Below are 24,535 nucleotides of genomic sequence, written 5' to 3' on the forward strand. Positions count from 1 at the left end.
GTCGCGCCCTTGAAGTTGAACGTCAGATTGTCCAAATGCGGCCCGCGTAACTAAACCCGCTCTGCGATCTCGTGGATGAGGTAGTCGGTCTTTTCCCAGCCCAGGCACGGGTCGGTGATCGACTTACCAAAGACCCCACCATCGACCGGCTGGTTGCCGTCCTCAAGGTAAGACTCGATCATAAAGCCCTTGACCAGCTTGGAGATGGACTCGTTGCGGCGGCAGCTGTCGAGCACCTCCTTGCAAATGCGGTACTGCTCCAGCGGGCGCTTGCCCGAGTTGTCGTGGTTGCAGTCGATGACCGCCGCCGGGTTGGCGTAACCGGCATGCTCGGTGTAGCGCTCGGCCAGGCGCTCTAGGTGCTCGTAGTGGTAATTGGGGTAGGTACGACCGTCGAGACCGATGTAGCCACGCATAACGGCGTGCGCGAGCGGGTTGCCGTCGCACTCGACCTCCCAGTTGCGGAAGATAAAGCTCTGATGTGCCTGGGCGGCGTAGATGGAGTTGAGCATAACGGTGGTGGAACCGGCGGTGGGGTTTTTCATGCCCACAGGCACCGAAATGCCGCTCGACACCAGACGATGCTCCTGGTTCTCGACCGAGCGCGCGCCCACGGCGACGTAGCTCAGCAGGTCGACGAGGTACTGGTAGTTGGACGGGTAGAGCATCTCGTCGGCGGTAAAGAAGCCAGTCTCCTCAATAACGCGCAGGTGCATGTGGCGGATGGCCTTAACGCCTTCAAGCAGGTCATCGGGCGCCTCGGGGTCGGGGTTGTGCAGCAGCCCCTTGTAGCCGGTGCCCTTGGTGCGCGGCTTGTTGGTGTAGACACGCGGAATGATGATGAGCTTGTCCTTGACCTCTTCGGCGACCTTGGCCAGTCGGTTCATGTACTCAAGCACCGAGTCCTCGCGGTCGGCAGAGCACGGGCCGATGATGAGCGCCTTGCGTGCGTCCTCGCCGGTAAAGACCTTGGCGACCTCGGCGTCGAATGCCTGCTTTTTGGCGGTAAGCTCGGCGGGAAGCGGCATTTCCTCGCGGATCTCCATGGGGATCGGCAGCCTGCGCTTGAATTCCATGGCCATATGGGGCCTCCTTTATCAATTAACGGCAACAATTGGCGAATTCTCGAATGCTCGGCATTATCCGCTGTCGCACGCTAAAGTGCAAGTGAAACCTGCCGAAAAGGGACAGGTTTATTTTGGTCGGTTTTATCTGGGGAAATGTCGGCGCTCGCCGGAAGGGGAGGGCCAACGTACGGCACGCTGGAGCAAGTTGGATCTTCTGCGGCATACCCTATGGACAAAAAATGGCAAATATGAGTACTGTTGCTAGCGTAGTATCATATCGATCTTACAAGATAATAGACACAACAGTAAATATGTTCATTAACGTTGGCACACAGAAGCATGCTACCGGGCATTTTGATCAATTTGAAGGCATATCTAGGCCGCAATGAGGTCGTTTGGGGCAGTTTTGGCTGTTACTAAAAAGGTGACAGTACTCATATTTGCCATTTTTTGCCCACAGGGGCTGGAAAGGACCGTCAATTCGGCTCCAGGGGATGCGGTCCAAGGGCCGCAGAACGAAAAATGGGGGCGCTGGTTGTCCTGCGCCCCCATTCTTTGGGTATTGCGGTTGTTTGCCGCCGGTTTTACGCCGCCTCGTCGAACTGCGAGTTGTACAGGTCGGCGTAGAAGCCGCCCTGGGCGAGCAGTTCGTCGTGTGTGCCCTTCTCGACGATGTCGCCGTCGCGGATCACCAAGATCACGTCGGCGTTACGGATCGTGGACAGGCGGTGCGCGATGACAAAGCTTGTACGGCCTTGCATCAGCGCATCCATGGCGCGCTGAATGAGCTCCTCGGTGCGGGTGTCCACGTTGGAAGTCGCCTCGTCTAGAATCAGCGCCGGGCGGTCGGCCAAAATGGCACGGGCGATGGTCACGAGCTGGCGCTGACCCTGCGACAGGTTAGTGCCCTCCTCGTTGATCATAAAGTCGTAGCCACCGGCGAGCGTATGGATAAAGTGGTCGCAGCGTGCGGCGCGTGCGGCGGCTTCGACTTCGGCATCGCTCGCATCGGGGCGTCCGTAGCGAATGTTCTCGCGAATGGTGCCGTTAAACAGCCAGGTATCCTGCAGCACCATGGCAAACTCGCCGCGCAGTGCCGCGCGGTCCCAGTCGCGCACGTCGATGCCCTCGACGCGCAGCGAACCGCCGTCCACGTCGTAGAAGCGCTGCAGCAGCTTAATGAGCGTGGTCTTGCCAGCGCCGGTGGGGCCGACGATGGCGATGGTCTGACCGGGCTGCGCCTCGCAGCTAAAGTCGTGGATGATGGTCTTGTCCGGCGTGTAGCCAAACTTGACGTGGTCGAACTCCACGTGACCGGGGCGCTTCTCGGGAATCTGCGCGTCGGCCTTCTGCTCCTCCTCGGCCGCGGCCAGGAACTCAAAGACGCGCTCGGTGGCGGCGGCCATCGACTGCATCGTGTTGCTCACGTTGCCCAGCTGCTGCACGGGTTGCGTAAAGTTGCGAACGTACTGGATAAAGCTCTGGATGTCGCCGGGTGTGGCATTGCCGGTCAGCGCGAGCTGCGCGCCCACCACGACGACGCCCACGTAGCCCATGTTGCCCACCAGACTCATAAGCGGCATCATCAGGCCCGACAGGAACTGAGAGCGCCAACCGCTCATAAAGAGGCGGTCGTTCTCTTTGTCGAACTCCTCGATCGAGGCCACGGCGCGGTCGAACACCTGAATGACGTTCTGGCCGGCAAAGTCCTCCTCGATGATGCCGTTGACGGCGCCCAGGACCTGCTGCTGCTCGCGGAAGTACGGCTGCGAGAAGTGAATCATCACGGTCAGGATAATCGCGGCTGCCGGCAGCGTGAGCACGGTGACGCCGGTGAGCGGCAGACTGATCGACAGCATCATGACGAGCACGCCGATAATCTGCGTCACCGATGTGATGAGTTGCGTCACGCTCTGGTTGAGTGACTGACCCAGCGTGTCGACATCGTTGGTGATGCGGCTGAGCACGTCGCCCTTGCTGTGGCCGTTGAAGTAGCTCATCGGCACGACAGCGATCTTGGCGGCGATCTCCTTGCGCATGCGATAACAAATCTTTTGCGTGACGCCGGTCATGAGCCAGCCTTGGATCAGGCTGCAGGCAGAGCTCGCCAGATACAGACAGAGCAAAAAGCCGAGCGTCTTGGCGATCCAGGCAAAGTCGACATCGCCGGTGCCGTTGACCTTGGCAACCAAGCCCTCGAACAGCTTAGTCGTAACCTGGCCAAGCACCTTGGGCCCCACAATGTTAAAGATGACCGAGCACACGGCAAAGGCGACGGCGGCAAACACGGCAATCTTGTGCTGGCCGATATAGCCGAGCAGCTGCCTCATGGTGCCCTTAAAGTCCTTGGCCTTTTCGCCGCGACGCATGCCGCCCATGCGGCCCATGGGTCCACGCTGGCGGGTGGGCTTGGGAATCTGAGTCTTGGTTTCGTCTGCCATTAGCGCTCGCCTCCTTCCATAACGGCTTCAATCTCTTCTTGGGTAAGCCCCAGCTCCTCGGCGGAAAGCTGTGACTGTGCGATCTCCAGGTACGCCGGGCAGCTGTGCAGCAGCTCCTCGTGCGTACCGGTGCCCACCACGTGGCCGTCGTCGAGCACGATGATCTGGTCGGCGTGCATGATGGTCGCGATGCGCTGGGCCACGACCACGAGTGCGGCGTCGGTAACGTTTTTGGCCAGCTCCTCGCGCAGGCGCGCGTCGGTCTTGTAGTCGAGTGCGCTAAACGAGTCATCGAACACCACGACCTCGGGCTTTTTGGCCAACGCGCGGGCGATGGCCAGACGCTGGCGCTGACCGCCCGAGACATTGGAGCCGCCCTGGCTGATGGGGGAGTCGTAGCCGCCCTCGCGCTCGGCGATAAAGTCCTCGGCTTGGGCGATGCGTGCCGCCCGGTGCATGTCATCATCGCTCACCATGTCGCCGGCAAATTTAAGGTTGCTCTCGACGGTGCCCGAGAACAGGCGCCCCTGCTGCGGGATGTAACCGATGCGCCGGCGCAGCTCGGAAAGGGTCATGTCACGCACGTCGATGCCGTCAAGCGAAATGCTGCCGCCCGTGACATCGTACAGGCGCGGAATCAGCTGCACGAGCGTGGATTTGCCCGAGCCCGTGGAGCCAATGATGCCGAGCATCTGACCGGCGTGCGTGGTGAAGTTCACGCCGCTGATGACATCGGCGCGGGCATCGGGATACTGGAAGCTCACGTCGCGGAAAGTGAGCTCACCGTGCGGCGCGCTGGCCGCGGGCAGTTTGGGCGAGGCGGGGTCGTTGATGCTCGTGGGGCAAGTGATGACCTCTTCCACGCGCTCGGCTGCGACCTCGGCACGGGGTAGGATAACCGAAACCATGGTGAGGATCATAAACGCCATGACGATCTGCATGGTATAGGAGATAAACGCCATCATGTTGCCGACCTGCATCACGCCGTCGGACACACCCTGCGCGCCAAACCAGACGATAAGCACGGTGATGCAGTTCATGACGAGCATCATGAGCGGCATCATAAAGCTCATAGCTCGGTTGGTGTAGAGCTGCGTGGTCATCAGATCGAGCGATGCCTTGTCAAAACGCTCGAGCTCGTGCTCCTCGCGGTTGAACGAGCGGATGGGCATAAGACCGTCGAGCAGCTCGCGCGCGGTAAGGTTCACGCGGTCCACAAAGCTCTGCATCTTTTTGAACTTGGGCATGGTGAGGCCCATGAGCACGCCGACGACGGCCGAGACCGCGACGATGGCCACGGCGATGGTCCACTCCAGGCCGGTGTGGTTGGCCAGGACGCGCATGACCGCGACGATACCCATGACAGGCGCCATGAGGCACATGCGAATGAACAGAGTCGCTGCCATCTGGATCTGCTGAATGTCGTTGGTGCAGCGGGTGATGAGCGAGGCCTGGCTAAACTTGCCCACCTCGGCCGGCGAGAAGTGCATGACCTTGTTGAAGGTCTCGCGGCGCAGGTCGCGGGCGATGGAGCAGGCGGTGCGCGACGCCACGGCGCCGGTCAGGATGGTGGCGACCAGCGACACCAGGCACAGGCCAAACATCGTGGTCGCCATGCGGCCCAGGTAGGCGTTCTGCACGTCGGCGGGGTCGATGCCCTGCGCTTTGTACTCGTCCTGCACGTAGGTCACGGCGCGCTGCGTGACGATAGAGCCCGACATGGAGCCCATTTTGTCCGCCATATCGTTGGCGCCCTCGACGAGCTTGCCCTGGTCGATGAGGCCGCCTTCAACGCCTAGGCGCAGGCTCTTCATGGTGATCTTGCCGCCGTCGGCATCAATCTGCTTTTGCATGTTCTGCGCCGCTGCGGCCTTCTGCTGCATCTCGGCGAGCTGCTCGGGCGTCATCGCTGCCATCTGCTCGGGGGAGGGCATGGCCTGGGCGGCGCTGCTGTCTTGGTCGCTGGACGTGCCCATCATATCGCCCATGGAGCTGGCGTCGATGCCCTGGTTGAGAGAAAGGACGACGGTCTCGGGCAGGCTCATAATGTCGGCAATCTTGCCGCCATCGGCACGCCCTTCCTCGGTGCCCTTGTACGTTCGAATGCCGTTTTTGTCAGCCTTGCTAAACACGGCCTCCACAGCTTTGGCGTCCTTGGTGTTCATAAAGAGTTCGAGGTCGTCGAGCGATTCGGCACGAATGGTGTCGGGTACGGGCGAGGCGATGCCGCCTTGCTGCACGCCCACGTCGACGATGTCGCTCATATACGTAGGTAGCGCGAGGTCGGCATTGCAGCTGATCACGATGAGCACGATAGCTGTAAGCAGTGCCAGGATATGCTTTTTAAAGAGCTTGAGAATCCTCACTCGGCATCTCTCCTTTCTTGATTGCGATCGATAATTTCGTTGGCACGCCTTAGGAGGCGCACCATCTCTTGGGTATCTGTTTCGCCGAGCTGCTCGAGGAAGGCCGCGGTGCGTTTCTCGAATTCCCGACGTTTGATTTCGAGATCTTGTCGGCCTTTGTCGGTCACCGTGACGTGTACGCGACGACGGTCGGTCTTTGAGTGCTCGCGCTCGACCCAGCCCTTGGTTTCGAGGGCGCGTAGGATGTTGGCGATGCGGGCGCTCGAAACCCAGGCGCGATCAGCGAGTTCGCTCGGCGTGAGCGAACCGCCGGCGAGCATGAGGGCGCGCATGACGGCCATCTCACCACTGAGGGCTTTGTCCACAAAGCGCGAAATGCGCTGATGCATGCTGCCAAACTCAGTTAAGAGCTGACGTCCAAGCTCATGGAAATCGGTATCTTCCACCGAAAACCCCTAACACTAGAAACTATTTTCGGTGAAAGATGATACCCCTGTATGCACGCCTCATACAGTAGATTTTTGGGACATGCCTAGAAATCTACCTTCGTGGGCATTTCATGCCACCGCCTCCGTCGCGGCGAAAAAGTAGATTTTTAGGAAGGTCCCAAAAATCTATCGGTGGGTACTTTACCCTGCTAAAGCTGGCATAACAGCTAGAGTGAAGGACGTATAAAGGCAAGGGGAAATATCAAATAATTCGGTGAACGGTAGCTGATGGCGGGCGCGTTTCCTGCGGATTTGTTGAAAACGCTCTAATGACACAAAAAAAGGAACATATAACAGCCCTGATGAAGGGGGTGGCTATGTTATCCTTCACTAACGGGTGAAATCTTGGGTTTAGGGTTGCAAGACCAAGGTGAATAAACGTTTTTCCCTGCGCTAACGCGCGACGGAAGGCGAATGAAGCCGGTGGTGCAAGCCGAACATTCAAGAATTCAATAAGCAGCGGTGTGAGAGAGCGCCGCATTACACGTAACTAGGAGCGTGGTTACACAATGCAGGAGGCATGGGAAGGCTTCAAGGAAGGCATCTGGACGGGAGAGGTTGACGTCCGAGACTTCATCCAGAAGAACTACACCCCCTACGAGGGCGACGAGTCGTTCCTCGCCGGCCCGACCGAGCGTACCAAGGAGCTGTGGGGCGAGGTTCTCGACCTGCTGCTTAAGGAGCGCGAGCAGGGCGGTGTCCTCGATATGGACACCAAGACCGTCACGGGTATCGTGAGCCACCCCGCTGGCTACATCGATAACGCCCACCGCGAGAAGGAGACCATCGTCGGCCTCCAGACCGACAAGCCGCTCAAGCGCGCTCTGCACGTCAACGGTGGTATCCGCATCGCTTGCCAGGCCGCCAGCCAGCACGGCTACAAGGTCGACGAGAACGTTGTCGAGCGCTACACCTTCGAGCGCAAGACCCACAACGCCGGCGTCTTCGATGTCTACACCCCCGAGATGCGCGCCTGCCGTTCGGCTCACATCATCACCGGTCTGCCCGATGGCTATGGCCGCGGCCGCATCATCGGCGACTACCGTCGTGTCGCCCTGTACGGCGTTGACTACCTGATCAAGGACAAGGAGGCCCAGAAGGCTTCCACCCCGACGGTCATGACCGCCGACAACATCCGCGACCGTGAGGAGCTGCAGGAGCAGATCCGCGCCCTCGGCGAGCTCAAGATGATGGCCGAGACCTATGGTTTCGATATTTCCAACCCTGCTACCAACACGCAGGAGGCCATCCAGTGGATGTACTTCGCCTACCTCGCTGCCGTCAAGGAGCAGAATGGCGCCGCTATGTCCATCGGCCGTACCTCTACGTTCATCGACATCTACGCTGAGCGCGACCTTGCCAACGGTACCTTCACCGAGGAGCAGATCCAGGAGTTCGTGGATCACTTCATCATGAAGCTCCGCATGGTCAAGTTTGCCCGTACCCCCGAGTACCAGGCCCTGTTCACCGGTGATCCGCAGTGGGTCACCGAGTCCATCGGCGGCATGGGTGTTGACGGCCGTACGCTCGTTACCAAGATGAGCTACCGCTACCTGCACACGCTCGAGAACATGGGCACCAGCCCCGAGCCCAACATGACCGTTCTGTGGTCGACCCGTCTGCCCGAGAACTTCAAGAAGTTCTGCGCCAAGACTTCTGTCGCCAGCTCCTCGATCCAGTACGAGAACGACGACCTCATGCGCGTTTACCATGGCGACGACTACGGCATCGCCTGCTGCGTGTCCTCCATGCGCATCGGCAAGGAGATGCAGTTCTTCGGCGCCCGCGCCAACCTGGCCAAGTGCCTGCTGTACGCACTCAACGGCGGTGTTGACGAGGTCTCCAAGAAGCAGGTCGGCCCCAAGTATCGCGCCGTCGAGGGCGATACGCTCGATTACGACGACGTTGTGGCCAAGTACAACGACATGATGAAGTGGCTCGCTGGCGTGTACGTCAACTCGCTGAACATCATTCACTACATGCACGACAAGTATTGCTACGAGCGCATCCAGATGGCTCTGCACGACAAGCACGTGCACCGCTGGTTCGCTACGGGCATCGCTGGCCTTTCCGTCGTGGCTGACTCCCTGTCCGCCATCAAGTACGCCAAGGTCCACCCCGTCCGTGATGAGAACGGCATCATCGTCGACTTCGAGACCGAGGGCGAGTTCCCCAAGTACGGTAACGACGACGACCGCGTCGACCAGATCGCTCACGACGTTGTGCACCAGTTCATGGAGTACATCCGCATGAACGACACCTACCGCAACTCCGTGCCCACGACCTCGGTTCTGACCATTACCTCCAACGTCGTGTACGGTAAGAAGACCGGTTCCACGCCCGACGGCCGCAAGGCCGGCCAGCCGTTCGCCCCGGGTGCTAACCCCATGCACAAGCGCGATAGCCACGGCGCCATCGCTTCGCTGTCTTCGGTTTCCAAGCTCCCGTTCCGCGATGCTCAGGACGGCATCTCCAACACCTTCTCCATCATCCCGGGTGCGCTCGGCAAGGAGGACCAGGTGTTCTTTGGCGATATCGACCTTGATCAGCTGGGCGAGTAACTATTGTTAGTGCTATACTAACAATAACGATTACTGATTAGCGCGCCGGTTTCGGCCGGCGCCTATCGATCGAAGGAGACACATTATGAAGGTTTCTGAAGTTTCCGAGACTCAGGCCGATAACCTGGTCCACATGCTCGACGCTTACGCCGAGAAGGGTGGCCATCACCTGAACATCAACGTCTTCAACCGTGAGACGTTGCTCGATGCTCAGGCTCACCCCGAGAAGTACCCGCAGCTGACCATCCGCGTTTCCGGCTATGCCGTGAACTTCCACACGCTCACCAAGGAGCAGCAGGACGAGGTCATTTCGCGTACCTTCCACGACAAGTTCTAAAGGGGTTTAACTCCCGCAGGATCGCCGGGCCGCTTTGGGTTACTTTCCAAAACGTCCTCGGACATGCAAAGGGCTCCGCTGCGCGCTTCGCGCGGCGGAGCCCTTTGCGTCCTGCGGAAATGTTTTGGAAAGTAACCCAAAGCGGCCCGGCGGGGGTCCTGTGTAGTCACCCTTTAGGCGGAACTCTCCTAATTATTTGGATGAGTCGTCTACTTACTTGTGCCGTTACCGTCTTCCCGCTGTTGTTGGGGTATGCTTTGTTCGTATGTAAACGTATGACATGTTGATGGGGGAGGGTGCTATGGCTCGCGAGGGCGCTCGTTCTAAGGATTCTGCTAAGCCTGGCATCAAGGAAGTTGCAGCGGTGGCGGGGGTTTCGCCTACTACGGTATCTCGCGTGCTTAATAATCGCGGCTATATTAGCCAAGAGACCCGCGATAAGGTCCATGCCGCGATGGAGCGCATCAACTATACGCCCAACGATATCGCCCGTGCCATGCTCAACGGCCGTCTGAACCTTATCGGCATGATCGTTCCCTTTGTGAGCAGCCCGTTCCATGCTCAGGTTGTGCAGGCGGTCGAGCGCACGTTAGCGGAAAACGGCTTTAAGATGTTGCTGTGCAACAGTGCCAATCGACCCGATCTTGAGCGTTCCTATATTGACATGCTCCGCCGCAATATGGTCGACGGCGTCATCGTCAACTCCCTCAATATCGGTGCCGAGGCATATGCCGAGATGGGCTTGAGCCTGGTTGGCATCGACTGCGATCTTGGCGAGGGCTCTGTCCAGATTGCAAGTGACAGCTATGGCATTGGCGAGCTCGCCACGCGCCGTCTGATTGATGACGGCTGCAGGCGTATCCTGTGCCTGCGCAGCAATAGCCGCATGCGCATGCCCGCCAATAAGCGTACCGATGCCTACCTCGATGTTGTTGAGCAGGCCGGTTTGTCCGCGCTTGTCCGTGAGGTTGAGTTCGTTAAGCCCGACGACGAAAAGGGCGCGGTCGTTGCGAAGATCCTCGATGAGAACCCCGATATTGACGGCATCTTTGCGGGAGACGATACGATGGCGGCCATCTGTCTCAACGTGATGAAGCAGCGCGGCTTGAGCGCTCCAGACGATATTAAGGTCGTGGGCGCGGATGGTGCCCGCCGAACTATGACGTTTATGCCTGACTTAACAACCGTACGTCAAGATATCGATCGCATCGGAGAGCTCGCGGCGCAATCCATCATCGCTCTTATTAACGGCGATAATCCCGAATCGAATATCAAGCTCCCCGTTGAACTCATTGAGGGCAAAACCGCGTAGTTCATCCTGTGCCAAAAGAATTCCTCAAACGCCTCCGATGACCGTTCGCCGGCATATGTCAACCGTTTACCGACGACTGGAACTGCGAAAAGACGTATTGATATGAAAACGTTTGACATATGAAAACGATTGACATATCTTGCCATTGTACCGAGTTAGTATGTCGTGGAAAGGAAGTCTCGGATGCACAAGGTGTATTACCAGCCTGAGGGAATTTGGGTAGGCGACATCATGCCGTACGGCGAGGACGGCACGTTCTATCTCTATCATCAGCGTGACACGCGTAACCCCGAACCTTTCGGAGAGCCGTTTGGCTGGGCACTCGCTACGACCAAGGATTTCGTCAACTACAAGGACTTTGGCGAGAGCCTTGAGCGCGGCGGCGACGAGGAAGTCGACCAGTACATTTATGCCGGCACGGTGTTTAAGGTGGGCGACAAGTACCATGCGCTCTACACTGGTTGCAATCGCGATAAGGTCCGCGCACGTTTGATGAAGCAGGTTCTTCTTCACGCAACGAGCGACGACGCCGTCAAGTGGGAGAAGAACATCGCCGAGACGCTGCTTCCGCCCCAGGAGGGTTACGATGACCGCAACTGGCGCGATCCCTTTGTGCTTTGGGATGAGGAGAACGAAGAGTACATGCTCATCCTCGGCACGCGTGTGGGCGAGGACAAGCGTCTGATGACCGGCCGCCTGGTCAAGTTCACCTCCAAGGATCTGACCAACTGGGAGTTCCAGGGCGACTGGTGGAACCCAGGCCTGTACACCATGTTTGAGATGCCTGATCTCTTTAAGATGGGCGACTGGTGGTACCTCGTCTTTTCCGAGTACAGCGACGGCAACAAGACCCGTTACCGCATGTCCAAGTCCATCAACGGTCCTTGGATTACCCCCGCTGACGACTCCTTCGACGGCCGCGCGTACTACGCCGCTCGCACCGCATTCGATGGCGAGCGTCGCGTTCTCTTTGGTTGGGTTCCTACGCGTGACGAGGGCGACGACCCCAGCTCTTACCTGTGGGGTGGTACCTTCATGCCCCTCGAGATCGTTCAGCGTGCCGACGGAACGCTCGGCACCAAGCTTCCCGACAGCATGCTCGGCGCCTTTGGCGAGGGCAAGGCTGTCGAAGCCTTCGAGCTCTCCTGCGAGTCGGGCAAGGTCGAGCAGGTTTTGTCTGCAGACGCCGGCTCCACCTACTTGCTCGATACCGACATTGAGCTCGGCGGTAACGCTGCCGGCTTCTCGGTCAAGTTCGCCGAGGACGCCGAGACCGGTCTTGCCTATGAGTTCCGCGCCAACCTGCGCGAGGGCAAGCTCGAGTTCACGCCGGCTCCCCAGTACCCGTGGTTCCAGGTCAACAACATGGGCCTCGAGCGTCCGTTGTTCTTTAAGGGCGAGGGCACTCATCATGTGCGCCTGGTCGTTGACGACGATATCGCGACCATCTTTGTCGATGATGTTGCGCTCAACGCTCGCTTCTGCAACAAGCAGGGCCAGGGTGTGGCGCTTACCGTCACCGACGGTGCGCTCAAGTGCGCAAACGCAACGATCGCGTCTCTGTAGCGGCAACGAACCGTTTTATGATTTAGAAAAGGAATGGAGAGGAACATGGACTACAAGGCAGTGTCCCAGCAAGTCGTCGACAACGTCGGCGGACTGGAGAACATCGAGGGCGCCACGCATTGCGTGACCCGTCTGCGTCTGGTGCTCAAGGATACGAGCAAATACAACAAGGCCGAGCTCGAGAACATCGATGGCGTCAAGGGCGTGCTGTACAACAGCGGCCAGCTCATGATCATCTTCGGTACCGGTACCGTCAACAAGGTTTACGATAAGTTTATGGCTCTGACGGGCGTTAAGGAGATCAGCGCTTCCGAGGTCAAGGGCGCCGAGGCGGACAAGAAGGGCAAGTTCTTCTCGGTCCTCAAGGTATTCTCGGACATCTTTATCCCCATCATTCCCGCCTTCGTCGGCGCTGCAATCATCATCGGCCTTAAGTCGCTGATCGTTGCCAACGGCCTCTTCGGCATGGAGGGCAGCCTCGCCGATCACAGCGAGTTCCTCAAGAACCTCGCAAGCTTCTTTGCCATTATCGCCACCACCTTTGACTACCTGCCTGTCCTGGTTATGTATAGCGCGGTCAAGCGTTTTGGCGGCAACCCGATCCTGGGCATCCTCGTCGGTATCGTCATGGTTCACCCGAGTCTTATGAACCGTAACACGTTCGTTATGGACCCGACGGGTGCTGAGTACTGGAACTTCGGTCCGCTCTCCATCCCCATGGTTGCTTTCCAGGGCGGCGTGTTCCCTGCAATCCTGACTGCCTGGTTTATGGCCAAGGTCGAAAAGATTGCCCAGAAGTACATCCCCGAGGTCGTCTCGTTTGTCTTTGTCCCGACCGTTACCCTGATTCTTGCTAACGTTGCCCTGTTCACCGTGTTCGGCCCGCTCGGCAACCTGATCGGCGACGTCCTCGCTGGCGTAATCGATGTCCTGTACAACAGGATGGGCGTCTTTGGTGCCTTTGTCTTCGCCGCGTTCCTGCAGCCGCTCGTCGTTACCGGTACGCATCAGTTCATCCAGGGTATCGAGGCAAACCTCGTTGCCACGACTGGCTTCAACTACATCCAGGCCATCTGGTCGGTCTCCATCATCGCCCAGGGCGGCGGCGCCATCGGCATGTACCTCATTCACAAGAAGCACTCCAAAGAGCGCAACATCTGCATGTCGTCCTTTATTCCGACGCTGGTCGGTATCTCCGAGCCCGCTATCTTCGCTGCAAACATGCGCTATTCGATCATTCCGTTCATCTGCGCATGCATCGGTGCAGGCTGCGGCGGTGCCTTCGTGAAGTTCTTTGAGGTGCGCGCCATCGGTCAGGGTCTGACCGGTGTGCTTGGCCTGCTCATCGTTACGCCCGAGACTCTCGTGTGGTATGTGGCTGGTAATCTCATCGCCTTTATCGTGCCGATCGTCTTGATCTTTGCCTACAACAAGGCAAAGGGCGTTCCGACCACCGATGAAGAGGGCGCTGGTGCTGGCTTCGATGTCAGCTTCTAGTTGAGCCGTTCAGCGTAATGTGCGGATAAGTCCATTTGAGGAAGGGCGCTCGGCTCGTGCGAGTCGAGCGTCCTTCCCTATAGACGAGAAAGTCAATGGCGATGTTTAATCAAAAAAATAAGGTGACACGCGCGGACTATGAGCAGTGGCGTGCCGGACAGGATGAGACGGCTGGTCGCATCGCGTCCGACCCCGATAGGCTCCTGTTCCATGTGGAGCCTGAGCTTGGCTGGCTCAACGACCCCAACGGTTTGGTTCAGATTGGTGATACGTATCACATCTATCATCAATACGATCCGTTCGATGCTGCGCATGGCGGTCCAGTGCTTTGGAACCATCTGACGACAAAGGATTTTGTGACGTACGAGAATCATGGCTCCGTGCTGTTCCCCGATTCCGATTTGGATTCGAACGGAGCGTATTCTGGTTCTGCCTTTGTACGCGATGGCAAGATTCACTACTTCTATACCGGCAACGTCAAGCATTTTGACCGCGATGATTACGACTACGTGTTGACGGGTCGTGAGCAAAACCAGATTCATATGGTTGCCGAGAATCCCGACGAATTGGGCGAGAAGTGCATAGCTGTTGGACCGGTCGATTACCCCGACGATATCGGTACGCACGTGCGCGACCCCAAGATCCTTGAGCACGACGGTATCTACTACATGGTTCTGGGCGCTCGTACGAAAGACGATCGCGGCTGCGTGCTTGTCTATACCTCGCGCGATCTAGAGGACTGGAACTATGCGACGCGTATTGAGCTGGGCGAGAAGTTTGGCTTTATGTGGGAGTGCCCCGATCTGTTCGAGCTCGATGGTGAGCTTATTCTCGTTTGCTGTCCGCAGGGTGTGCCTGCCGATGGATGGCGTTACCGCAATCCGCATCAGTGCGTGTGGTTCTCCATCGAGGCCGATTGGGAGGCGCCGAGCTTTAAAATCGTCGGGCAGGGCATGCCCCCGATGGTCGATGCCGGTTTTGATTTCTATGCTCCGCAGTCCTTTGAGGATGCTGCAGGCCGGCGTTTGATGATCGGATGGTCGGGTTGCCCCGACGCGACGGCAGAAAACCCGACGGTGGCGCGCGGGTGGCAGTGCGCGTTGACGGTGCCGCGAGAGCTGAGCATGCGCGATGGTAAGCTCTGCCAGCAGCCGGCGCACGAGATTGAGAGGATGCGCGGCGACTGCGTTCGCGCGACAGGCGGTGAAACCGTTGAGGAGCCGGGCCGCCTGTTTGATGTTGTGGTTTCCTGTGAGGGCGCCAAGATGGTCGAGCTCGAAATCCGCAAGGGTGTCTTTGTGCGCTATGCAGACGGGATGCTTACCCTCGACATGGGTGACGAAGGCTATGGGCGCGACCAGAGGTCGATCGAGCTCAGCGAGCTTCGCGACCTGCGCGTGCTTTCGGACACTACGATGGTCGAGATTTTTGCAAATGGCGGCGAGGCGGCACTTACGAGCCGTACCTATTCGCCGGCGGTTCCGGCGATGGGGTTGCATGCCGAGAGTGCGGCGTCGATGGATTTCTACCGCCTCGCGCATTAACCATGCGTGAGGCACGATTGGACTTGCTGGGCGGAATGTGTTGCAGTTGCCGCAGCGAACTACCGTTTATCGCGTATAGCTACCGTTTGCGGGATAAGTAACACTCATTTATAAACCGTGTAAAATCTCAGCCAAGCACGGAGTTTTCCAGGGAGACGCTGTCCTTTGTTATGTGCAAGGGACGGCGTCTCTTTGGCGCTTGGACGCCGTTGTGCAACAGTGCGGCGGCGCGTGCCATGTATTGAAAAACCAATGTCGAGATGGGTCGTGATAAGAATGGGCAAGTACGTAATCGTGGTTGAATCTGGTTCGGATGTGACGCCAGAGCTCTGCGAACGCTACGGCATCGTGCGCGTGCCCATGCATGTCACGATTGGTGACGAGACCGTCGAGGACGGCTCGATCGATCCGCTCGAGATTTATTCGCGCTGCAACGAGTTTGGCGTGATGCCCAAGACCAGTGGCTGCGCACCGGCAGATTTCTCCCGTGTGTACGACCGCATTCACGCCGAGCAGCCCGACGCGACTATTCTGCATCTCGCGTATTCCGAGGCCACGACCTGCTCGCATCAGTCCTCAAAGATTGCGGCCCAGGGGCGCGACTACGTGTTCTCCATGGACACGCGCTTTGTCTCGGTGGGCCAGTCGCTCGTTGTCGTCGAGACCGCCAAATACATCGAGGCTCACCCCGATGCCACCGTCGACGAGATCTTTGCATTTACGAACTCCGTCATGGACCGCGTGCTGTTGGGCTTTGTTCCTACGGACCTTGCCTTCCTTAAGGCGGGCGGTCGCTTGTCCAACGTCGCGTTCCTAGGCGCCCATCTGCTCAAGATTAAGCCCTGCATTGAGGTGACGGGCGGCAAGTTCGTGGCGACTAAGAAGTTCCGCGGCTCTATGCTCAAGTGCGCCCGCGCCTTTATTGACCACATGGTTGCCAAGGGCGAGATCGACTACTCGCACATTGGCCTGGCGTATTCGGTGGGCCTTTCCCAGGAGCTGCGCGACGACATGGAGGTCTATGCGCATGACCTGGGCTTTAAGGATATTACCTGGACTCAGGTTGGCGGTGTCATCTCGAGCCATTGCGGCCCGACCGCCTTCGGTGCGGTGCTCACGCTTAAGGCGTAAGGCCTGGCGTCTATCGATTTCTATTGCCTCGGCGACGGGCGGGTTGTGACAACCTTCCCGCCGCTTTTGCGTGAAGTAAAATAGGACGACCTAATTGACCCCTAAACCGTTTTGCCATCATGCGTATGGGCTAGAATGGCTCTGACATTTATGTAACTAAAACCAATGAGAGGCAAGGTAGCGGGAATGGCTGAGATGACGCTCGAGGGTGTGGACGCTCGTCCCGAGGACTCTGCGTTTGCCCTGGGCCGCGTGCATTCGATTGAGACGATGGGTACGGTCGACGGTCCCGGCATCCGCTTTGTGGTGTTTGTTCAGGGCTGTCCCATGCGCTGCGCGTATTGCCACAATCCCGATACCTGGTCTGTTAACGGTGGCACGATGGTGACCGTCGAGCATCTCATGGACGAGTTCCAGAGCAACCATGAGTTCTACCGTAGCGGCGGCATTACCGTTTCGGGCGGCGAACCGCTCCTGCAGCCCGAGTTTTTGGCCGACCTGTTCCGTGTGATGCACAACAACCCCGATGGCCGCGTACACACCTGCCTAGACAGCTGTGGCTATGCATTTGATCCCAAGCATCCGGAGAAGTTCGATGCTGTTCTCAACGAGACCGATATGGTGCTGCTCGACATCAAGCATGCCGATCCGGTTGAGCATAAAAAGCTGACCGGTTGCGATCCTGCGCGCATCCTGGCGTTTGGCGATGAGCTTGCCCGTCGCAAGATTAAGGTTGTTATTCGCCATGTGGTGGTGCCGGGTATCACCGACACGGCGGAGGAATGCGAGAAGCTCGGTCGCCTGATCGCTCCATGGCACAACGTGGTGGGCCTGGAAATGCTGCCGTATCACACGATGGGTGTCGTCAAGTACGAGCAACTGGGTATTCCCTATAAGCTCGAGGGCGTGCCCCAGATGGATACCGCGCGCATGCCCGAGCTGCGCAACGCCGTCATGGCCGGCATGAAAAAGCGCCGTGCGGAACTCAAAAACGCCATCGGCTAGCAGCACTCATTGGGGACAGACTTAAATGAGTGCCCCGGGCACATAGTTGATCGCTAAAGAGCCCCGTCAAGTTGCGGTGGAATAGTTCTTGTGTATCGGCCTATGCCGTCCAAACAGGAACTATTTCACCGCAACTGCGTTTTGGGCAGAGATGCGCAACAGAATCGTGCCATTTGGATAAATACGCCTGTGGTTTCTTTAAAGACGCCTTAAACGGTGTCAAACAATTTGGGAAAGAAATGGCTGCTCAGTATTATGCTGCTCGTATATGAACGGGCACAATCAGGAGACCACGTGCGAAAGGGCAAATCGCGGGACGAGTATGTGCCGCAGCATGGCAGCAGATATGAGACGAAGGGCATGTCTTCGCGCGGCCTTGCCGACGCTCGCTTTCGCGGGGCGAAGATTGCCGCCATAGGAATGCTAGCGTTAGCGGTTTTTATCCTCGGAATTGCCGTTAAAACCCACGCCTTGGAGCGAACGGTGCGCTCAGATGCGTCAACGGTACAGCTGCAAAACGAGAAGGTTTCAAAGTCCAAAGCGTCGGCAGATCAAGCTCTGTCGACGGCAGATCTCAAGACGAGACTTTCGAAGGCGGACTTCAACGATATCCCTTCGGGTGATACCGTTCAAACCTTCTCGTTGGTGGATAACAAGACTCCTACCTTGGAGGATCAGAGCCTTACCTCGCTCCAGGATGCCCTGAGTCGGGCGCAGGAGCTGGGCGACGTAGGCGTAGTGTTCTACGACCTATCGAGCGGTAGGGGCGTGACGTATAACGCCGATGTCGCGGTGTATGGAGCGAGCAGTTACAAGGCGCTGTATGCGCTCTATATTTGCGAGACGTTGGTCGAATCGGGGCAGGTGTCGCTCGATTGGGCTTTAGCCACGTATGGTGGTTACAGCATGGGCTGGCAGACGGTACGCGACCTTATCGAGAATGCCGTCGTCAACTCGGACAACGATTCGTTTATCGCGTTACGCGCGGCGTTTGACCATGATGGCTATGAGGATTGGATTGCCAACCTGGGTGTTGATAACGAAACGGCACTGGATCCGATGAGTGATTTTCCGACCTACTGCCCGCGCACCTCGGCCAAGTTGTGGTGCGAGATGAGTGAGTATTTGAGCTGTGACACCGAGACGTCGCAATGGCTGTCGGGCCTTCTGACCTCTACGACCCGATCGTTTATTCGCGATGGCATTGCGGACGATCAGGTCTTGGTGCGCAACAAGGCGGGTTGGATCAGCGAGGACGGTTGCTATTCGACATGCGATGCCGGACTGATCGACGTCGACGGCCATAGCTATGTTATGAGCGTCATGACGTCGATGCCGTGGAGCGATCGCTCGAGCGAGGTTACGGCTGCGATTGCAAAGGCGCTCTATGATGTGCGGTCCTCGTTGGCCTAGCGACTTCGTAAAAAGTGAAAGAACCAAAATGCTGGTACCATACCGTGGATAAGCAATTTGCACGAATTTGGGGGGATGGCATGGCAACCATCGCGATCATAGGCGCACTCGAAAAAGAGGTTACGCAGATTAAAGAAGAACTGAACGGCGCTCATGTGTCGCAAGAGGCGGGCTTGACCGTTGTAAGCGGCGAGCTTGACGGTCTGACAGTAGTCGCCACGACCGCTGGCATGGGCACCGTGAATGCCGCCGCCGCAACGCAGCATCTCATCAGCAAATACGCCCCGCGGGCAGTTGTGTTTTCGGGTATCGCGGGCGGCCTAAACCCTAAGCTCCATATTAACGACGTGATTATTGGCAAGTGCCTGCGCTATCTGGATACTGACACGGCACTCATTGCCGAGTCGGCGCCGGGGCTCGAGGAGTTTGTCTCGACGCCGGCGTTGGTTGATGTTGCTGCCGCCGTGCTTGCCGAGCATGGATTTGTGGATGCCTCGACGGAGGAGACTTCTGCGGAGAAGGACCCCAAGCAGTTCCTGTGTGGCACTATCGCCACGGGTGACCGCTTTGTTACGGGTGACGCCATGCGTAACGCTGCGATTGAGGCCACGCATGCCGATTGCGTCGAGATGGAGGGCGCGGCAATTGCGCACATCGCGGCCAAGAATGGTGTCGATTGCCTGGTGCTGCGCGCTATCAGCGATAATTGTGACGAGGCATATGACGCGTTTTGTGAGCGCGAGTTCGATCTGGATGAGTACGCTCGCACCGCGAGCGGCATCACGCTTGACATCGTTCGTCGTATTGCCGCCGCGCAATAGCGCGCCCGTTTTGTAAAAACCTACGACCAAGGAGTGTCCATGGCCGATTCCATTAACTATCAGCTTGCCAAGTTCGTCGCCAGCTATGGCAAGGTTTCGCAGATTCCCGAGTCCACCTGCCCCGAGGTGAGCTTTGTCGGCCGCTCCAACGTGGGCAAGTCGTCGATTATGAACAAGCTTTTTGGCCGCAAGAACCTGGTCAAGGTTTCGAGTACGCCGGGCAAAACGAGCAACATCAACTTCTTTGAGGCCGATGACGTGCATTTTGTCGACCTGCCGGGTTACGGTTTCGCCCGTCGCTCCAAAGCTGAGCGCGATCGCTGGGCCGAGCTTATCGGCGACTTCTTTGACTCCGAGCGCAGCTTTAACCTGGTTGTATCACTGGTTGACATTCGTCACGACCCCAGCAAGCTCGATCATGACATGATCGACTACCTGCAAGGCAACGAGTTCAACTTTATCGTCTGCCTCACCAAAGCCGACAAGCTCAGCCGCACCCAGCAGGCCCGCCAGTCAGCAGCCATCAAAAAGCAGCTCAACGTCCCGGCCGAGAACGTAATCATCACAAGCTCCCAAACCGGCACCGGCATCGACGAACTCAAACGCCGCATCGCCGAGGCCTGCCTCTAGTAAGGGCTCCAGCCTAGCAAGAGCCCCTACCAATAAAAGGCCATAATTTCAGCCCGGCGCCCCTTCAAAGCGTGGGTCCCTGTAGACATCGCTAGTCACGTTACCATAGGGCCACCCAGGGGCATCCCCTTAAAAACATTCCGCAGCACGAGGCCCGCCTATCCGATGCTCCGAAGGAGCAGGATAAGCGGGCCTCAAGTGCGAGGACGTTTTTAAGGGGATGCCCCCGGGTGGCCCGGACAGACCGATCGGCGATGTCTACAGGTACTCGATTTGAGCGCCCTCGGTGTCGCACGTCAGAATATGCGTGTCACACTTGGGGAACTGCTCACGCAGCTTGACCTGCAGGAACTTTGCCACGATGGTGTCATCAGTTACGGCCATGAGGGTCGAGCCGGAGCCACTGATCCAGATGGTCTTGGCGCCGCCGTTAAGGCAGGTGTCGCGCACAGCGTTGTAGTCGGGAATCAGGCGGCGACGATAGGGCTCCTGGATGCGGTCGTCATTAGCGGCGGCAATCAGGTCCAGGTCACCAGTCTCCAAACCGCGCGTCATGCCGGCGATGCGGCCCATCTGCCACACGGCGGTGGAGAGCGGGATCTCCTGCGGCACGACCTTGCGCGCCTCACTCGTGTGTACTTCGTAGGGCGGAATCACGGTAATAAAACGCAAGCGATCGCTCACCTCGTAGCGAAGGCACTGGGGGAGCGAGTCGGTCGGCGTAAAGGAGCAGACGGCGCCGCCTAGGATAGCGGGGGCGACGTTATCGGGGTGGCCCTCGACCTCGGTGGCAATGCGGACGAGCTCGGCGCGGTCGACGGTGTGGCCCGTTAAAGCGGCGGCGGCCATGATACCAGCGACAACGCAGGTGGAGCTGGAACCCAGGCCACGAGCGACGGGAACGTCAGTCTGAATGTCGATGGCGACGGGGAAGGCCGGCTCGCCCCATGCGGCCAGCGCATCCACAAAGCTCACGTAGACTAGGTTGCTCTCGTTTTGGAACTCCTCGGGGCAGCCCGTGATGGTGAGCTTGTCGGCGCGCTCGAAGGTGAAGTGCGAGTAGAGGCTGACGGCCATGCCGAGGGTATCGTAGCCAATGCCCAAGTTGGCGCTTGTTGCTGGGACGGTGATCTTGATCATGGGAATCTCCTGGGCGGTCTGCCTGTTTAGTTCGCTGCTCGGGCAGTCCTGGCTCGCTCGGAAAGCACATTAAGTGCTTTCCGGCTCGTGCGGAACTCGCGACGAACTAAACAGGCAGACCCGCATGTCAGTTCGCCATCATCCCGAGGGTTATCTGATGAAAGAAGGTGCGCCGGCTTTCGCCGGCGCTTAATAAGGGGTTTTAGTTGGAAGTCATCTTTTTTGCTGCAGACTCTACGTAGTTGGCCATATCGGCTACGTCGCAGACGTCTTCGAAACGGACGGGTTTGGACTCGAGCTCGGCGAGCTGGGTCGGGGCGACCGTGTTGGTGGCCTGCTCGAGTACACGCATAGCCTCAAAATCATCCTCGGGAACGTTGAGGCCCAGAGCGTCGCAGCAGGCGCGCGGGAACTTGTAGGGGCTGGCGGTCGAAAGCAGCACGCGGGCCTTGGCGCCCTCGGCGGGGGCGACCTGCTCAAAGACGTGATAGCCGCAAGCGGTGTGCGGGTCGATTATGTAGCCGTTCGCACCCCAGCAGCTCTTGATGGCAGCGCGGACCTCGTCCTCGGTGGCCCAGCCGCAGCCAAACACGCTCTGGATCTTGGCCAGCAGCTCGGCGGTCACCTCGTAGCGGCCGGTCTGTGCCAGCTGCTCCATAAGGCCGGCAACAAGCTCGCAGTCGCCATTGGACAGGAAGTACAGCATGCGCTCCAGGTTAGAGCTGATGAGGATGTCCATCGACGGCGAGATGGTCGTGAAGAACGGACGGTTGCGATCGTAGACGCCGGTGGTCAGGAAGTCGGCAAGCACGTTGTTCTTGTCGCTCGCCACGACGAGCTTGGCGACGGGCAGACCCATGCGCTTGGCGTAGTAGCCGGCCAAGATATCGCCAAAGTTGCCGGTGGGCACGCAGAACTCTACGGCGTCGCCAGCCTCGATAGCGCCGGCGCGTAGCAGTTGCGCATAGGCGGCAAAGTAGTAGACGACCTGCGGCACCAAGCGGCCGACGTTGATGGAGTTGGCGCTCGAAAGCACGGTGCCGGCGGCCTTCAGGCGCTCGGCCAGTTCCTTATCGGCAAAGATACGCTTGACGGCGCTCTGGGCGTCGTCAAAGTTGCCGCGGATACCGCAGACGGCGACGTTTTCGCCCTCCTGTGTGGACATCTGCAGGTTCTGGACGCGGCTGACCTTGCCCTCGGGATAAAAGACGGTAATGCCCGTGCCCGGGGCGTCGGCAAAGCCGGCGAGTGCGGCCTTGCCGGTGTCGCCCGACGTGGCGGTGACGATCATGATGCGCTCGGCGCCGCCGTCCTTGGCGGAGGTGCGGGCCATGAGGCGGGGGAGCATCTGCAGGGCGACGTCCTTAAAGGCGCTCGTGGGGCCGCCAAAGAGCTCCATCACATAGGTTTGAGGGACGTCGGTGCCCGGCGCTGTATCGAGTTTGACGAGCGGTGTGACCTCTTCACTTGCGAACGTGCCACGATATGCCTCGTCGACACACGCCGAAATTTCTTCGTCCGTGTAATCGTTCAGTAACATTCCCAACACATTTTGAGCGATTTCAAAGTACGATTTATCTGCAAGCGAGCTGATATCGACCTGCTGGGTGCCAAGCTCGTCCGAGACAAACAAACCCCCGTCGGGAGCTATGCCGGTGCGGATTGCCACCTTACTTGAGCATGATAAAGTGCGTCCTCGTGTACTATGATAAGTTCCCATATAACAGTGCTCCTCGGATACCTTGGTCCCAATCGGTGAACCCATGGTATCAGAGCGCGCAAAATAGGTTCGCAGAGGCTTTTTAGAAAGGTAACCTCCAGCCCATGATTAAGATTGCCAAGTTTGGCGGCTCGTCGGTCGCCGACGCCGAACACTTTAAGAAAATCAAGGCCATCGTCGATGCCGACCCGGCTCGCCGTTTTGTGGTGGTTTCCGCCTGCGGTCGCCGCTTTAAGGGCGACACCAAGGTGACCGACCTGCTCTACCTGGTTAACGCGCACGTTAAGTACCACGTGTCGTGCGAGGAACTGCTCGAGGACATTGGCCAGCGCTATTTTGATATCGCTGACGAGCTGGAGCTCACCTATCCCATCCGTGAGGAGTTTGCGGCCTTTGCCGAGCGTGCTCGCTCCGGTGGCTACTCTACTGAGGAGCTCGTAAGCCGCGGCGAGTACTTTACCGCTCGCCTGATGGCTGAGTACCTGGGCCTACCGTTCCTGGACGCCGCGACGGTCGTGGCGTTCCATCACGACGGTACGCTCAGCATGAATCGCACCTCCGAGCTGGTGCAAGAGTACGGTCAGCAGGGCGGCTTCGTTATGCCCGGTTTCTATGGCGCGACGCGTGAGGGCCAGATCAAGCTGCTCGATCGTGGCGGCGGCGATATCTCGGGCTCGATCCTGGCCAAGTGCCTGGGCGCCGACCTGTACGAGAACTGGACCGACGTTTCGGGCTTCTATTCTGCCGATCCGCGTATTGTGCCCGAGGCTCAGCCCATTGCGCGCGTTACCTACGAGGAGCTGCGCGAGCTTTCGTACATGGGCGCAAGCGTCCTGCACGAGGAAGCTGTGTTCCCCGTGCGCGAGGCTGGTATTCCGCTGGTCATCAAGAACACCAATGCGCCGCAGGACCCCGGCACCATCATTAGCGAGACGGCTGATGAGGGCGAGGCGGAGCCCATCATTACCGGCGTGACCGGCAAGCGCGGCTTTGTCGCCATCAACGTTGCCCGCGACCGCACCAAGCCGCGTGTCGGCTTTATGCGCCGCGCGCTTTCGGTCTTCGAGCGCTATGACGTTTCCGTCGAGCACATGCCCACCGGTGTCGACCGCTTTGGCGCCGTGGTGCAGGAGCAGGACGTGCACGACTCGCTGTACTCGCTCGTGGGCGACATTCAGCAGGAGGTCGAGCCGCTCGAGATCGAGGTCGTTGAGGGCTTGGCGCTCATCGCGACCGTCGGCCGTAACCTGCGCGGCCGCGCAGGTATCTCGGGCCACCTGTTTGGCATGCTTGGCCAGGCCGGCGTGAGCGTGCGTATGATTTCGCAGAGCTGTGACGAGATCAACATCATTATCGGTGTCGAGGAGAAGGACTTCGACCTGGCGATTCGGACCATTTACCGCGCCTTCTCCGATGAGAACGGCATTGTGAAGGTCTCCGACCTGGAGGCTCCCGCGCCGGTCGATCCCGTCCCGGCCGCGCTCAAAAAGTAGTGA

General features: G+C 58.6%; 18 protein-coding genes. 12 read left to right on the top strand and 6 right to left on the bottom strand.

Annotated elements, in window-relative coordinates:
• Positions 1-50 precede the first annotated feature (50 nt).
• The 4 genes from DXC99_RS08535 to DXC99_RS08550 all read right to left on the bottom strand — a co-directional run bounded on the left by DXC99_RS08535 (position 51) and on the right by DXC99_RS08550 (position 6,320).
• Complete coding sequence (locus tag DXC99_RS08535) at positions 51-1,082, bottom strand: 3-deoxy-7-phosphoheptulonate synthase (protein ID WP_117583526.1); 1,032 nt, start codon at positions 1,080-1,082, stop codon at positions 51-53.
• A 569-nt stretch (positions 1,083-1,651) separates the two neighbouring features.
• Positions 1,652-3,508: an ABC transporter ATP-binding protein gene (locus tag DXC99_RS08540; RefSeq protein ID WP_117629915.1), complete on the bottom strand. Its 1,857-nt coding sequence runs from the start codon at positions 3,506-3,508 to the stop codon at positions 1,652-1,654.
• Entirely contained in the window at positions 3,508-5,874 is a 2,367-nt protein-coding gene (locus tag DXC99_RS08545) for an ABC transporter ATP-binding protein (RefSeq protein WP_117629916.1), read from the bottom strand. Before DXC99_RS08545 ends, DXC99_RS08540 begins: the two co-directional genes overlap by 1 nt.
• On the bottom strand, positions 5,871-6,320 hold the full coding sequence (locus DXC99_RS08550) for a MarR family winged helix-turn-helix transcriptional regulator (RefSeq protein ID WP_117629917.1): 450 nt from the start codon (positions 6,318-6,320) through the stop codon (positions 5,871-5,873). The genes DXC99_RS08545 and DXC99_RS08550 overlap by 4 nt, the downstream gene beginning before the upstream one ends.
• 551 nt (positions 6,321-6,871) lie before the next feature.
• Here DXC99_RS08550 and pflB point away from each other — a divergent pair.
• The 11 genes from pflB to yihA all read left to right on the top strand — a co-directional run bounded on the left by pflB (position 6,872) and on the right by yihA (position 20,179).
• On the top strand, positions 6,872-8,923 hold the full coding sequence (gene pflB / locus DXC99_RS08555) for a formate C-acetyltransferase (RefSeq protein ID WP_117629918.1): 2,052 nt from the start codon (positions 6,872-6,874) through the stop codon (positions 8,921-8,923).
• Between the two features lie 85 nt (positions 8,924-9,008).
• Positions 9,009-9,260, top strand: a complete 252-nt coding sequence (grcA3, locus tag DXC99_RS08560) for an autonomous glycyl radical cofactor GrcA3 (protein WP_117583521.1) — start codon at positions 9,009-9,011, stop codon at positions 9,258-9,260.
• A 301-nt stretch (positions 9,261-9,561) separates the two neighbouring features.
• Complete coding sequence (locus tag DXC99_RS08565; RefSeq protein ID WP_022094949.1) at positions 9,562-10,572, top strand: LacI family DNA-binding transcriptional regulator; 1,011 nt, start codon at positions 9,562-9,564, stop codon at positions 10,570-10,572.
• 183 nt (positions 10,573-10,755) lie between these two features.
• Positions 10,756-12,138, top strand: coding sequence for a family 43 glycosylhydrolase (locus tag DXC99_RS08570; RefSeq protein WP_117583519.1), 1,383 nt, complete (start codon positions 10,756-10,758; stop codon positions 12,136-12,138).
• A gap of 45 nt (positions 12,139-12,183) precedes the next feature.
• The gene (locus tag DXC99_RS08575; protein WP_117583518.1) at positions 12,184-13,635 is read left to right on the top strand and encodes a PTS transporter subunit EIIC; all 1,452 of its coding nucleotides are present in this window, start codon (positions 12,184-12,186) and stop codon (positions 13,633-13,635) included.
• A gap of 95 nt (positions 13,636-13,730) precedes the next feature.
• Positions 13,731-15,179 (top strand): glycoside hydrolase family 32 protein, encoded by a 1,449-nt coding sequence (locus DXC99_RS08580; RefSeq protein ID WP_117583517.1) that lies wholly within the window; start codon positions 13,731-13,733, stop codon positions 15,177-15,179.
• A 276-nt stretch (positions 15,180-15,455) separates the two neighbouring features.
• Positions 15,456-16,310, top strand: a complete 855-nt coding sequence (locus DXC99_RS08585) for a DegV family protein (protein WP_233503811.1) — start codon at positions 15,456-15,458, stop codon at positions 16,308-16,310.
• 186 nt (positions 16,311-16,496) lie between these two features.
• The gene (gene pflA / locus DXC99_RS08590) at positions 16,497-17,315 is read left to right on the top strand and encodes a pyruvate formate-lyase-activating protein (RefSeq protein WP_117583515.1); all 819 of its coding nucleotides are present in this window, start codon (positions 16,497-16,499) and stop codon (positions 17,313-17,315) included.
• 483 nt (positions 17,316-17,798) lie between these two features.
• Positions 17,799-18,728, top strand: a complete 930-nt coding sequence (locus DXC99_RS08595) for a serine hydrolase (RefSeq protein WP_158551689.1) — start codon at positions 17,799-17,801, stop codon at positions 18,726-18,728.
• An 80-nt stretch (positions 18,729-18,808) separates the two neighbouring features.
• Positions 18,809-19,549 carry a 5'-methylthioadenosine/S-adenosylhomocysteine nucleosidase gene (mtnN, locus tag DXC99_RS08600; protein WP_117583513.1) on the top strand — a complete coding sequence of 247 codons (741 nt, stop codon included), beginning with the start codon at positions 18,809-18,811 and terminating at the stop codon, positions 19,547-19,549.
• A gap of 39 nt (positions 19,550-19,588) precedes the next feature.
• A complete protein-coding gene (gene yihA / locus DXC99_RS08605; RefSeq protein WP_117629919.1) occupies positions 19,589-20,179 on the top strand; it encodes a ribosome biogenesis GTP-binding protein YihA/YsxC in 591 nt (196 codons plus the stop codon).
• A 258-nt stretch (positions 20,180-20,437) separates the two neighbouring features.
• Here yihA and thrB read toward each other — a convergent pair whose 3' ends face one another.
• Entirely contained in the window at positions 20,438-21,319 is an 882-nt protein-coding gene (gene thrB / locus DXC99_RS08610) for a homoserine kinase (RefSeq protein ID WP_117584161.1), read from the bottom strand.
• Positions 21,320-21,521: 202 nt separating this feature from the next.
• Positions 21,522-23,039, bottom strand: a complete 1,518-nt coding sequence (thrC, locus tag DXC99_RS08615; RefSeq protein ID WP_117584160.1) for a threonine synthase — start codon at positions 23,037-23,039, stop codon at positions 21,522-21,524.
• 104 nt (positions 23,040-23,143) lie between these two features.
• On the opposite strand from thrC, the gene DXC99_RS08620 reads away from it, so the two are divergent.
• On the top strand, positions 23,144-24,532 hold the full coding sequence (locus DXC99_RS08620; RefSeq protein ID WP_117584159.1) for an aspartate kinase: 1,389 nt from the start codon (positions 23,144-23,146) through the stop codon (positions 24,530-24,532).
• The last annotated feature ends 3 nt before the right edge of the window (positions 24,533-24,535 follow it).

Origin of the sequence: Collinsella sp. TF10-11AT, from assembly GCF_003437565.1 — a bacterium.
Lineage (GTDB): Bacteria > Actinomycetota > Coriobacteriia > Coriobacteriales > Coriobacteriaceae > Collinsella.